Origin of the sequence: Proteus sp. fly-1013 (genome assembly GCF_040140245.1) — a bacterium.
GTDB lineage: Bacteria > Pseudomonadota > Gammaproteobacteria > Enterobacterales > Enterobacteriaceae > Proteus > Proteus mirabilis_B.
Genome location: NZ_JBEEWD010000002.1, coordinates 389,472 through 402,629, shown reverse-complemented (window position 1 = coordinate 402,629; position 13,158 = coordinate 389,472). Strand labels below are relative to the sequence as shown.

Here is a 13,158-nt window from a genome sequence, read left to right as displayed (position 1 = left end):
ATGAAGAAAACACTTTGCTCTACAGGTTTACGCTGGCTATGGCTGGCCGTCGCCGTAGTGGTGTTGGATTTAGGAACGAAACAGTATTTCATGCAGACATTTCGTCTGTATGAATCTGTTGCCGTGATGCCTTTTTTCAATTTCACTTACGCCCATAACTATGGTGCTGCCTTTAGCTTTTTAGCAGATAAAGGGGGATGGCAACGTTGGTTTTTTGCACTGATTGCATTGGCAATCTGCATTACGTTATTGGTAATGATGTATAAAAACAAAGCGAGTGCCAAACTAAGTAACGTTGCTTATGCGCTAATTATTGGCGGAGCATTGGGTAATCTCTCTGATCGTCTGATCCATGGGTTTGTTATCGATTTTCTTGATGTTTATATCGGAGATTGGCATTGGCCTACCTTTAATATTGCTGATATGGGGATTTGTATTGGTGCAGGGCTTATCATTATTGAGAGCTTTTTTCCTGATAAAAATGTCAGTCCTCAAGATGCAAAAAAGCAAAAGTAATCAGACAAGAAGTTAACTAAAATAACCCCTGCCTTATGGCGGGGGTTACGCTTAATAGAAGGTATTAGTATGGTTATGCAGGTACTCAATGACAGCGCAGTGTTGCTGAATTTCACTTTAAAGTTAGCAGATGGCTCTGTTGCTGAATCTACACAAGCACATGGTAAACCCGCTCTTTTTTGTTTAGGTGATGAAAGCTTATCGCCAGCCTTAGAAGCTGAATTATTGGGATTATCAACGGGAGATAAAAAAACCTTTACGCTTGCGGGTGAACATCTTTTTGGTAAATACAATCCTGACTTGATCCAATACTTTATGCCTTCTGACTTTGCAGAGTCTGGTGTGCCTGAAGCAGGTACTATCATGTTATTTACCGCAATGAATGGCAGTGAAATGCCGGGCATTGTCAGAGATGTCACTGAAGATTCTGTGACGGTTGATTTTAATCATCCGTTAGCATCAGAAGAAGTGACATTTGATATTGAAGTCGTCGGCATCAATCCTGAGGAGGAAACAACACATGCAAATACTGCTGGCTAACCCACGAGGCTTTTGTGCGGGTGTTGACCGAGCTATCAGCATTGTTGACCGCGCTCTGGAAATCTATGGTGCACCTATTTATGTTCGTCACGAAGTCGTTCATAACCGCTATGTCGTTAACGATTTACGTGAACGTGGCGCTATCTTTATTGAAGAAATTTCAGAAGTCCCTGATAACGCGATTTTAATTTTTTCTGCTCATGGTGTTTCTCAAGCGATTCGCCAAGAAGCTCGTTCACGTAATTTAACCATGCTTTATGATGCAACTTGCCCATTAGTAACTAAAGTTCATATGGAAGTGGCAAGGGCAAGCCGTAAAGGCAAAGAAGCGATTTTAATCGGTCATGCGGGACATCCTGAAGTTGAAGGCACAATGGGGCAATACAATAACCCTGAAGGGGGAATGTATTTAGTTGAGTCACCTGCTGATGTTTGGAAATTAGAAGTAAAAGATGAAGATAATCTTTGTTTTATGACTCAAACAACGCTTTCTGTTGATGATACATCTGAAGTGATTGATGCTTTAAATGCACGCTTCCCAAAAATCATTGGGCCTCGTAAAGATGATATCTGCTACGCAACGACTAATCGCCAAGAAGCTGCAAGAGAACTTGCAGAAAAAGCAGATGTTGTATTTGTAGTGGGTTCTAAGAACTCATCAAACTCTAATCGCTTGGCAGAGCTTGCACAGCGTGCAGGTAAGCCTTCTTATCTTATCGATAGCTTTGAAGATATTGATGAATCATGGGTCGCTAATGCAGATATTGTTGGCGTTACCGCAGGGGCTTCGGCTCCGGATATTTTAGTTCAACAAGTATTAGAGCGTTTAAAAACCTTTGGTGCTGATGAAGTTGTCGAATTATCAGGGCGTGAAGAAAATATTGTCTTTGAAGTCCCTAAAGAGCTTCGTCTAGATTATAAAGTTATCGAATAAGACAATCTAGAAAGCGTGATTTTTAAAAGCAGAGTTTAAATCTCTGCTTTTTTTATACCTAAAGTTAAATGAATAATCATGCTGTTCATCTCTTTTACTGATAATGACTACGGTTTTGTGTGTTTTTCTTATCTCGAACGTTAAATGCTGGCATCAAGCGGATGACATCGCTAATCTGTAAACAATAAATAGAGATAATAAGTATCGTTAAGGAGAAATTTAGTTATGTCTGCAAAAGAACTTCGTCTTGCTGTCGTTGGTGCTGGTGGTCGTATGGGACGCCAATTAATTCAGGCAATTTCTCAACAAGAAGGAACCGTTTTAGGTGCTGCTTTTGAGCGTACTAATTCTTCATTGATTGGCGCTGATGCCGGAGAATTAGCGGGTGTCGGGCATATCGGTATCACAATCACTGATAACTTGTTGGCTCAAGCGGATGAATTTGATGTATTAATTGATTTTACGCGTCCTGAAGGAACACTTTCTCACATTGCATTTTGTGTAGAGCAGAAAAAAGGCATGATCATTGGTACGACAGGCTTTGATGATGAAGGCAAAAAAGCCATAGATGATGCAGCGAAAATCATCCCTATTGTGTTTGCGGCTAACTTTAGTGTTGGTGTTAACTTAGTGCTTAAATTACTCGAAAAAGCGGCTAAAGTGATGGGATCTTACACTGATATTGAAATTGTAGAAGCTCACCATCGTCATAAAGTTGATGCGCCATCCGGTACTGCATTAGCAATGGGTGAGTCTATTGCAGATGCATTAGGTCGTGATCTTAAACAGTGCGCAGTGTATGAGCGAGTAGGGCACACGGGAGAGCGTGATCCTCAAAGTATCGGATTCGCGACTATTCGAGCAGGTGATATTGTAGGAGAACACACTGCAATTTTTGCTGATATCGGTGAGCGAGTAGAGATAAGCCATAAGGCTTCTAGTCGAATGACATTCTCAAATGGCGCTATTAAGGCATCACTTTGGCTAAGTGATAAAAAATCAGGTCTTTATAATATGAAAGATGTGCTTTCATTAGAAGATTTATAATTTATAAAAAAATATAATTTATTGAAAACTCATAAGTATTTTTATATTTATGAGTTTTTTGTTTTATTTATAATGTTATTTAATTATTTATCTTGTTTTTATTTATTATCTCTTCTTTTTCTTCGTGTTATCCTCTAAAAATACAAAAAAACCTCATCTTCTGCCTTCTTTTTTCTATTTTTAAATTATCTTGGTAAGCAAACGGTTAAATTTGTAAGATTGATTGTATAAATTGTCACTTGGTTAACTAAATTGCTAATGAATGATATTTTTTAAATTAAAAAGGTGTTTTTTCTAGACATCTGCCTATTCGATCTTTAGAATGCGCCCAATTTGCCAAAAATTTGCCCAATTTTATGTTTTTGGCATTGATTTAGAGTCTTAAATCTGAATTAATATGCATGAAATGTGATTTATTATTCTCTGGAGGGCGTTTTGATTAAATCAGCTATACTGGTTCTAGAAGATGGGACCGAATTCCACGGCAAGTCGATTGGCGCAGAAGGCGCCGCCATCGGTGAAGTCGTTTTTAATACTTCAATGACCGGTTATCAAGAAATACTAACCGACCCTTCTTACTCCCAACAAATAGTTACTCTCACTTATCCCCACATTGGCAATACCGGCGTTAATCGTTCAGACGAAGAATCAGAAACTATCCATGCTCAAGGCTTAATTATTCGCGACTTGCCATTAGTGATGAGCAACTATCGTGCACAAGAAACGTTATCTGATTATCTTAAACGCCAAAATATTGTCGCTATTGCGGACATTGATACACGTAAATTAACTCGTTTGTTGAGAGAAAAAGGCGCACAAAACGGTTGTATCATCGTCGGTGAACATCTTGATACCAAACTTGCTCTTGAAAAAGCGAAGGCCTTTACTGGCTTAAAGGGAATGGATTTAGCCAAAACAGTAACCGTCAAGCAGCCTTACCAATGGACTCAAGGTAGTTGGACGCTAGAAAATGAATTACCAGCAGCAAAATTAGCGACTGAATTGCCACTGCATATTGTGGCGTATGATTTTGGTGTGAAACGTAATATTTTACGTATGCTGGTGGATAGAGGGTGTCGAGTCACCGTTGTACCAGCACAAACGTCAGCTCAAGATGTTTTAGCCCTTTCTCCTGATGGTATTTTCCTTTCCAATGGCCCCGGGGATCCAGAGCCCTGTGATTACGCCATTAACGCCATTCAAACCTTTTTAACCACTGATATTCCCGTATTTGGTATTTGCTTAGGGCATCAATTACTAGCATTAGCCAGTGGTGCAAAAACCATCAAAATGAAATTTGGTCACCACGGTGGTAATCATCCTGTTAAAGATCTAGATAAAAATACTGTGATGATCACGGCGCAAAATCATGGATTTGCTGTTGATGAAACATCACTTCCTACTAATTTACGAGTAACACATAAATCGCTGTTTGATGGTTCTTTACAAGGTATTCATCGTACAGACAAACCAGCATTCAGTTTCCAAGGTCACCCAGAAGCTAGCCCGGGACCACATGATGCCGCACCTCTTTTTGATCACTTTATCGAACTTATCGCGCAATATCGTCAAAACCTGCAATCAGTGACAACAAAATAAATCAGGAGCGAAAGAAAATGGCTAAAAGAACAGATATCAAAACAATCCTGATTTTAGGTGCTGGGCCGATTGTTATCGGGCAAGCGTGTGAATTTGACTATTCAGGCGCTCAAGCATGTAAAGCGCTACGTGAAGAGGGATATCGAGTTGTTTTGGTAAATTCAAATCCTGCAACCATTATGACCGATCCTGAAATGGCCGATGCAACGTACATCGAGCCGATTCACTGGCAAGTTGTGAGAAAAATTATTGAAAAAGAGCGCCCTGATGCGATATTACCAACAATGGGCGGGCAAACAGCACTGAACTGCGCTTTAGAATTAGAGCGCCAAGGTGTTTTAGCTGAATTTGGTGTCACCATGATTGGTGCAACAGCTGATGCAATTGATAAAGCAGAAGATAGACAACGCTTTGATAAAGCGATGAAAAAAATCGGCTTAGATACGGCTCGTTCAGGTATTGCACATAACCTCGATGAAGCTTTTGCTGTTGCTGAACAAGTTGGTTTCCCTTGTATTATTCGTCCTTCATTCACGATGGGGGGAACAGGTGGCGGTATTGCCTATAATCGTGAAGAATTTGAAGAAATCTGTACCCGAGGTTTAGATTTATCACCAACCAATGAACTGTTAATTGATGAATCACTGATTGGTTGGAAAGAGTATGAAATGGAAGTTGTGCGCGATAAAAACGACAACTGCATTATCGTCTGTTCTATCGAAAACTTTGATGCAATGGGAATTCATACGGGAGATTCCATTACTGTCGCACCAGCACAAACCCTTACCGACAAAGAATATCAAATTATGCGTAATGCCTCGATGGCGGTATTACGTGAGATAGGTGTTGAAACTGGCGGTTCTAATGTTCAGTTTGCGGTTGATCCTAAAACAGGGCGCTTGATTGTTATCGAAATGAATCCTCGTGTTTCGCGTTCATCCGCGCTTGCCTCTAAAGCAACAGGTTTCCCAATTGCGAAAGTCGCTGCAAAATTAGCAGTAGGTTATACCCTCGATGAGCTGATGAATGATATCACTGGCGGGAGAACGCCAGCCTCTTTTGAACCATCCATTGATTATGTTGTGACAAAAATCCCTCGCTTTAACTTTGAAAAATTTGCAGGAACAAATGACAGATTAACAACGCAAATGAAATCTGTTGGTGAGGTGATGGCAATTGGTAGAACACAACAAGAGTCCTTGCAAAAAGCATTACGAGGTCTTGAAGTTGGGGCGACAGGCTTTGATCCCAAAGTTGATTTAGACGACCCTGAAGCATTAACGAAAATTCGCCGTGAGCTAAAAGAAGCCGGTTCTGACCGAATTTGGTATATCGCGGATGCTTTCCGTGCTGGACTATCCGTTGATGGTGTCTTCAATCTCACCAATATTGACCGCTGGTTCTTAGTTCAAATTGAAGAAATCGTTCGTCTTGAAGAAAAAGTCAGTGAAGTCGGTATCAAAGGGTTAAGCGCTGATTTCTTGCGTCAGTTAAAACGTAAAGGCTTTGCAGATGCACGCTTAGCTAAAATACTTAACGTAAAAGAGCACGCCATTCGCCAATTACGTGAGCAATATCAACTCCATCCTGTCTATAAACGTGTTGATACTTGTGCGGCAGAATTTGCTACTGATACGGCTTATATGTACTCGACTTATGAAGAAGAGTGCGAGGCAAATCCACATCAAGATAAACCTAAAGTGATGATCTTAGGTGGTGGACCAAATCGTATAGGGCAAGGAATTGAGTTTGATTATTGCTGTGTTCATGCTGCGCTTGCGTTGCGTGAAGACGGTTACGAAACCATCATGGTGAACTGTAACCCTGAAACGGTTTCAACGGATTATGACACCTCTGACAGACTCTATTTTGAACCTGTTACGTTAGAAGATGTGCTTGAAATTGTACGTATCGAAAAACCGAAAGGGGTGATCGTGCAATATGGTGGACAGACACCATTAAAATTAGCCAGAGCGCTAGAAGCTGAAGGTGTGCCAGTCATTGGGACAACGCCAGATGCTATCGATAAAGCTGAAGATCGTGAACGTTTCCAAAAAGCGGTTGATAAGTTAGGGTTAAAACAGCCTGAAAATGCCACTGTAACGGCGTTAGAAGAAGCGGTAGAAAAAGCACAACAGATAGGGTATCCGCTGGTGGTTCGTCCTTCTTATGTCCTTGGTGGACGCGCAATGGAAATTGTTTATGACGAAGTTGATTTACGTCGTTATTTCCAAACCGCGGTTAGTGTGTCAAATGATGCACCTGTTTTATTAGATCGTTTTCTTGATGATGCGATTGAAGTCGATATTGATGCGATTTGCGACGGTAAACAAGTCGTGATTGGTGGCATTATGGAGCATATCGAACAAGCGGGTGTTCACTCTGGTGACTCGGCTTGCTCATTACCTGCTTACACTCTAAGTAAAGAAATTCAAGATGTGATGCGTAAACAAGTCCGTGAGCTCGCTTTTGAATTAGGTGTAAAAGGGTTGATGAATGCACAATTCGCGGTGAAAGGTGATGATGTTTATCTTATTGAAGTTAATCCTCGTGCTGCTCGTACCGTCCCTTTTGTGTCAAAAGCCACAGGCGTACCATTAGCCAAAGTTGCTGCGCGTGTCATGATTGGTCAAAGTCTTGAAGAGCAGGGCGTAACAAAAGAAGTTATTCCTCCTTATTACTCTGTAAAAGAAGTGGTTTTACCTTTCAATAAGTTTGCAGGTGTTGATCCAATTTTAGGGCCAGAAATGCGTTCAACAGGTGAAGTGATGGGTGTTGGTGCAACCTTTGCACAAGCCTTTTCTAAAGCGATGTTAGGCAGCAGTTCTACTATGAAGAAAAAAGGTAGAGCCCTTCTTTCTGTGCGTGAAGGTGACAAAAAGCGCGTTGTTGATTTGGCGACAAAATTACTAAAAAGTGGATTTGAATTAGATGCTACACATGGTACAGCCATTGTATTAGGTGAAGCAGGAATAAATCCACGTTTAGTCAATAAAGTGCATGAAGGGCGGCCGCATATTGAAGATAGAATTAAAAATGGTGAATATGACTATATCGTTAATACCACATCTGGTCGTCAAGCCATTGAAGATTCTAAAATTATTCGTCGCAGTGCATTAAGATATAAAGTCCATTATGACACGACGTTAAATGGCGGATTTGCAACAACACTATCATTAACGGCAGATCCGACGGCGAGTGTTATTTCAGTTCAAGAAATGCATAAAAAGATAAATAAAGTTTAAGTTTATTTGTTGCCGTAATAATGATCCCGAATATGAGGAAACTTGTATTCGGGATTTTTTGTTTTTTATCGCTATTTAAAAAAAGAAAATCTTACGGAAAAAAGAAAGCCCCAAATAAATTTATTTGGGGCGATTGCAAAACAAAGAGGTGGGTGCGGATCTTTTTTTCAAGTAAGGAGTCAAGAAAATAAAACAAGTTAATTTCTTTGTTTTAGCGAATTTATTTTGTCTTTTTTTGGCGTTTGAGTCAATAGTAAATCATTTTACGTAATCATCTAACATATTGTTTTAACTTGATTAAATTTGTAATTTACCACTGATAAGGTATAGGGAATAGAGAAATTTCTGTTACTATATTGGTGGGTGCTTGGATCATTTTGGTTCAAGCATTTTGCAAGAGCCAGAAAGAGAAAAGCCCCGAATTTTATTCTCATAAAATCCGGGGACAGACTCAAACCTCAACAACTTGATTCTGTCTCCTTTTCACAAAGGAGTCAATAAAATTGACTAAAATAACCTTATTTGGAATTACTGTTATTTGTGCGACCGTTCTTTCTTTCACAATGATTGTAGGTGAACGATTATGTTCTCTTAACATTAGTGATGGAAGCACTGTAGTTCAAGCTATTTTGATGTGCAATAAATAGTTTGGTGGGGGAGGTTTTCTCCCCCTCAATTTTTCTTCAAGTTGTTAGATTTGTGGTACAAGCACCCTGTCTTTAAAATAGGCTATTCGACATAAATGATAATGATTGCTATTTCGTTGAATGTTTGACAACATAGGTGATTATTTACTCTGCTGATATCTTTCTATTATGTCTCAACACTCTTCATTCTATTCATACATTGGTTATCAACCTAAGCATCAGCAGGTTGAAGAATATCGCTTTCAAGACCAAATTCTATTGCGCCAAGGTGTATTAGAAACCAAGGAAGATCTGCAAATTGAAGAGACTTATCAAGCCGGCTTTAATTTAGTGGCTGTTCATAGTGGAAGTGTGATTAGTGAAAGTGTCAATGGGCAGAAAATAGAGATAGCAACACCGAGTATTTTTATTGCTAATAGTGTTGAACGCTATTCTTTATTGAATCAATTTAAATCTGGTGATCCCCTAAGATACACATTATTGCAATTATCATCTCAGTGGCTTGAGCAACAACATATTTTGTTGCCCCCTATACTGCAACAAAACCAATCACTCATGCTGCATCATCTGACTATGGATAACACTTTTTTGGCGTTAACCATGCAGTTATTTCAAAACCCAGTTCATGACTCTTTAAAACCACTTTATTACTCTGGCAAAGCGTGTGAATTTGCTTCATTAAGTTTGCAATATTTATGTCATGCGCAAGAGCCTGCGAATCGACCATTAAGTCAGCGTGAAAAAAACAGCTTAAAACAGGCGAAAGAGATCTTAATTGCTGAAATGGAAACACCACCGAAACTTGAAATATTAGCGGCACGCGTGGGATTAAATACACGAAAACTCACCCAAGGATTTCGTCAATTATTTGGTAATTCTGTTTATGGTTGGCTACAAGAATATCGCTTACAAACCGCATATAATATGTTGCTAAATGAAGGGGAATCTATCTCAAGTGTTGCCTATTATGTTGGGTATACGCCAGCTCATTTTTCCGTCGCATTTCGCAAACGTTTTGGTATATTACCGGGTGATGTACGCAAAGGGCATTTTACACCTTAATTGATTTTATTAAGTTTATGGGTAATATTGATATTCTTTCAATGTTAATTACTACACCTTAAACAGGTAATTAATTTCACTTCTCTCTATCTTGCTTAGTAAATAAGCAATTTGCTTCTAAATCGAAAGTAATAGTCACGCAATCTAAAGCCTTGTCGCTAGAGGGTAAATACCCTTTTCGTTATAGTGCCACAATATGTTGTGGAGATTATTATGCATAATGAATTATGGGCGTTATTACGTCCTTATCGCCCTTTATTAATAGGTGCCTTGTTGCTACAAGCAGTTGCAGGTTTTAGCTCTTTAGTACCGTGGTTAGCACTTTATCAGCTTCTTCTTTCTTTCCCCTCTAGTAATACGTTGTGGTTAACCATTGCTGTTATTGGTGGCGTTGTATGGCTAATATCACAAACCATTGCATTTCATTTAACACATTTAATGGATGCCAAATTAACCTACCAATTACGATTAGCATTATCAGAAAAAATGCAGAAATTACCGTTAAATTGGTTTGTTAGCCAAGGAAAAAATGGTATCAACCAATATGTTCAGCGCGATATTAAAGCACTGCATCAATTAATTGCTCATGCGCCTGCTGATATTGTGCAATTTATCGTTGTACCTGTTATTGCCATTATTGTGTTATCAACAGTTAATCTTTTTTTACTACTTTTTGCTCTTATTCCTCTTATCATCGCTTATTTTTGTTTTAAACAAACTCAATCTTCACGTTATCAAACCTATTGTGAACAGCGTGATAGTGCGATGAAAACACTCTTTGAAGATTATCAACTCCTTGCAGAAAATCCGCTTGTTGCACGTCAATTTCCACATAAAGGCATTATCAGCAAAACAGAAAAAGCCTTATTTAATTTTGTTTTTCATTTTCAAAATTGGGTTAAACGAGTTGGACTATTGGGATCACTAACCCAATTATTATTAAGTGCAACTTTACTTACAGGGTGGTTATTACTAGGAGCGGTCAGTTTTGAACAAAGGTTACCCTTAGCAGATTTACTCCTGTTTATTTTATTACTAAGACGTATTGCTGAGCCTGTGATGGCGATGGGACATGGTGGCGATGCATTACGTATTGCAAAACAATCCGCACAGCGGATCCAGCAATTATTACAGCAATCTGAAATGCAATATGGTGAGCAATCTATAGAAGGTATTTCTCATCAGGTAGCGTTAACGGCAGATTCTGTTTGTCTCTCTTATGGTGATAAAAAGATCCTCAATAATATTAATTTTGAAATTAAAAAAGGAGAGTTTATTGCCATCGTCGGACCTTCTGGCGCAGGTAAAAGCTCGTTATTGCAACTTATTGCTCGATTTATGAATGCAACATCAGGTGAGATCTTAATTGAGAATAAGCGCTTACAAGCATATTCACGTCATGCATTAAACCAAATCACCACAGTGGTAATGCAAAATAGTCAACCATTGCCTTATTCGATTAAAGATAACCTATTGTTATTTAATCCAGATTGCAATGAAGAACAACTGCAATCTGCAATTAATGAAACGCATTTTGCTGAAGTCATTGAGCTTCTTCCTCAAGGTTTATCAACGATCATCAATGATGAAACACCACTTTCTGGCGGTGAAGCACAACGCTTAGCGATAGCTCGCGCTTTTATTGCTAATAGCCCGTTGTTATTGGCTGATGAACCTTCTTCAGCGCTTGATCCTGATAATGCACAACATATTTTTAATGCATTGAAAAATAAAACAATGACACGAATTGTTGTGACACATTCTTTGGCGTTAGCACAGCAGGTGAATAGAGTGATATTTATGGCTGATGGAAAGTTAGTAGCAATGGGAAATCATGATGATTTGCTACTTGAGTGTGAACGCTATCGTGATTTTGTTCAGAAACAAGGAGAGCAAAATGAAGACTAATCCCTTTGTTTCATTACTCTTATCTTTAAAATTTCCCCTTAGTTTTATGGTTTTTAGTGCCATTTTAGAAGGGCTATGTGGATTATTGTTATTACCTATTATTATTTATTGGCATCAAGACCCAAGCCAATATTTATGGATGTTAGCGGGATTAACATTAATTACATTGGTTTTTCAGTACATTGCGACATTAAATGGTTTTCTTGCGGGGACGACGGTGATGAAAATCTTGGTTCAAGCCTTGATCCGTCATTTGCCTCGTAGTTTAACGCCACCTCCCCAAGCGCAAACACTGTGCTCAGGGGCTGCAATGAGTGCAATGAGCATTCCTGCCCATTTACTGGCTCCGGTGATCAGTGTGGTTGTCACACCATTAACGGTCATTATTGGCCTTTTATTTTATAACGTCACTTTTGCATTTATTTTTATGCTATCTGCGTTCTTGCTTGTTGTTATGATGCGGATCAGTGCCAAAGGATTGCATAAACAAGAGGCTACACTTCAAACTGCGGAGAACGTAGCAGCAAAAACATTGGCTGATTTTGCACAACATCAGGCGTTATTGCGTAAAAGTGGACGCAATACACAATTTTCACAGCAATTACAGCAAGATCTGTTAGCGCAACATTACCAACAGGTACAGTTATTACAGCGGAGTTTACCTTACCATTTAATTTTTTCTCTCTGCATTCAGGTTATTTTTATCGCGGTTCTCGTGTTTGGTGTGATAAATGTTGATGCTAACAAACTCACCTTAGCGCAGTGGTTAGCTGTTGTCGTATTAATTGCTCGCTTTATTGAACCGTTATTTCAGCTTTCTCATATTGATCAAGCATTAAGACAAAGCAAGCAGTCACTAACATTAATTAAAAACGCATTGGATGCTCCTACATTACAAAGCCCAAAACAAAGTGATACGCCTAAAAGCAATGACATTCGTTGTGAACAACTGGATGTGAATAATAGTTTAGGTACGCCGATCCTTTCCAACATAACAGCGCTATGCCCCGATAAAAAAATGACGGCAATTGTCGGCAGTTCTGGTGCAGGTAAAACAACATTACTACGTGTTTTAGCGCGTCTTATTGATGCGGATAAAGGGCAAGTTTTTTATGGAGATAAAAAAGTTAACGACTTATCTGAGAGTGTATTAGCGCAAACAAGACAAATCGTATTTCAGCATAACCAGTTAATTAGAGGCACTTTACGCTGGTCATTATTACAAGATGAGCAATCAACAATCAGTGATAAGGATATTTTACAGTTACTCAATGCATTGAATTTACCGTTGATTCAAACTGATTTAGATGAAGATGTAGGGGAACAAGGTGACCGTTATTCTGGAGGACAAAAGCAACGATTATGCTTAGCGCGTTCATTATTAGCCGATCCTAAGATCTTATTTTTAGATGAACCTACGGCAAGCCTTGATACAGTCAGCCGTGAAAAAGTGGCTCTTTATCTTGAAAACCTAACATCCACTCGAGTCGTGATCATCCATGATCCGGATATTGCCAAACGGGCGGATCATGTCATTGTGCTTGATGATGGAAAAGTCATTGAAGAAGGTTCTCCTGATGTATTGTTGTTATCTTCAACATGGTTCTCACGTTTTTGTGGATCATATTGAGTTTTTCGATCTTCATTAGTTGTTGCGTAA

At 39.1% G+C, this 13,158-nt stretch carries 10 protein-coding genes; all 10 read left to right on the top strand.

Annotated elements, in window-relative coordinates:
* The 10 genes from lspA to ABN236_RS05650 all read left to right on the top strand — a co-directional run bounded on the left by lspA (window position 1) and on the right by ABN236_RS05650 (window position 13,128).
* Window positions 1-516, top strand: coding sequence for a signal peptidase II (lspA, locus tag ABN236_RS05695; RefSeq protein WP_088493754.1), 516 nt, complete (start codon window positions 1-3; stop codon window positions 514-516).
* Between the two features lie 69 nt (window positions 517-585).
* Entirely contained in the window at window positions 586-1,056 is a 471-nt protein-coding gene (fkpB, locus tag ABN236_RS05690) for an FKBP-type peptidyl-prolyl cis-trans isomerase (RefSeq protein ID WP_349473559.1), read from the top strand.
* Window positions 1,037-1,990: a 4-hydroxy-3-methylbut-2-enyl diphosphate reductase gene (gene ispH / locus ABN236_RS05685; protein ID WP_088493752.1), complete on the top strand. Its 954-nt coding sequence runs from the start codon at window positions 1,037-1,039 to the stop codon at window positions 1,988-1,990. Before fkpB ends, ispH begins: the two co-directional genes overlap by 20 nt.
* A gap of 225 nt (window positions 1,991-2,215) precedes the next feature.
* Window positions 2,216-3,037: a 4-hydroxy-tetrahydrodipicolinate reductase gene (gene dapB, locus ABN236_RS05680; protein WP_349473558.1), complete on the top strand. Its 822-nt coding sequence runs from the start codon at window positions 2,216-2,218 to the stop codon at window positions 3,035-3,037.
* A gap of 435 nt (window positions 3,038-3,472) precedes the next feature.
* Window positions 3,473-4,636, top strand: coding sequence for a glutamine-hydrolyzing carbamoyl-phosphate synthase small subunit (gene carA, locus ABN236_RS05675; protein WP_349473557.1), 1,164 nt, complete (start codon window positions 3,473-3,475; stop codon window positions 4,634-4,636).
* Between the two features lie 17 nt (window positions 4,637-4,653).
* Complete coding sequence (carB, locus tag ABN236_RS05670; protein WP_349473556.1) at window positions 4,654-7,881, top strand: carbamoyl-phosphate synthase large subunit; 3,228 nt, start codon at window positions 4,654-4,656, stop codon at window positions 7,879-7,881.
* A gap of 503 nt (window positions 7,882-8,384) precedes the next feature.
* Entirely contained in the window at window positions 8,385-8,528 is a 144-nt protein-coding gene (locus tag ABN236_RS05665; RefSeq protein ID WP_088493748.1) for a Hok/Gef family protein, read from the top strand.
* A 168-nt stretch (window positions 8,529-8,696) separates the two neighbouring features.
* Complete coding sequence (locus tag ABN236_RS05660) at window positions 8,697-9,590, top strand: AraC family transcriptional regulator (protein ID WP_349473555.1); 894 nt, start codon at window positions 8,697-8,699, stop codon at window positions 9,588-9,590.
* Window positions 9,591-9,803: 213 nt separating this feature from the next.
* A complete protein-coding gene (locus tag ABN236_RS05655; RefSeq protein ID WP_349473554.1) occupies window positions 9,804-11,498 on the top strand; it encodes an ABC transporter ATP-binding protein in 1,695 nt (564 codons plus the stop codon).
* Entirely contained in the window at window positions 11,488-13,128 is a 1,641-nt protein-coding gene (locus ABN236_RS05650) for an ATP-binding cassette domain-containing protein (protein ID WP_349473553.1), read from the top strand. Before ABN236_RS05655 ends, ABN236_RS05650 begins: the two co-directional genes overlap by 11 nt.
* Window positions 13,129-13,158 lie beyond the last annotated feature (30 nt).

Excerpts from the sequence above, each read along its gene's own strand:
- lspA (WP_088493754.1), top strand. The coding sequence starts at position 1 with ATGAAGAAAACACTTTGCTCTACAGGTTTACGCTGGCTATGGCTGGCC.
- fkpB (WP_349473559.1), top strand. The coding sequence starts at position 586 with ATGGTTATGCAGGTACTCAATGACAGCGCAGTGTTGCTGAATTTCACT.
- ispH (WP_088493752.1), top strand. The coding sequence starts at position 1,037 with ATGCAAATACTGCTGGCTAACCCACGAGGCTTTTGTGCGGGTGTTGAC.
- dapB (WP_349473558.1), top strand. The coding sequence starts at position 2,216 with ATGTCTGCAAAAGAACTTCGTCTTGCTGTCGTTGGTGCTGGTGGTCGT.
- carB (WP_349473556.1), top strand. The coding sequence starts at position 4,654 with ATGGCTAAAAGAACAGATATCAAAACAATCCTGATTTTAGGTGCTGGG.
- ABN236_RS05660 (WP_349473555.1), top strand. The coding sequence starts at position 8,697 with ATGTCTCAACACTCTTCATTCTATTCATACATTGGTTATCAACCTAAG.
- ABN236_RS05655 (WP_349473554.1), top strand. The coding sequence starts at position 9,804 with ATGCATAATGAATTATGGGCGTTATTACGTCCTTATCGCCCTTTATTA.
- ABN236_RS05650 (WP_349473553.1), top strand. The coding sequence starts at position 11,488 with ATGAAGACTAATCCCTTTGTTTCATTACTCTTATCTTTAAAATTTCCC.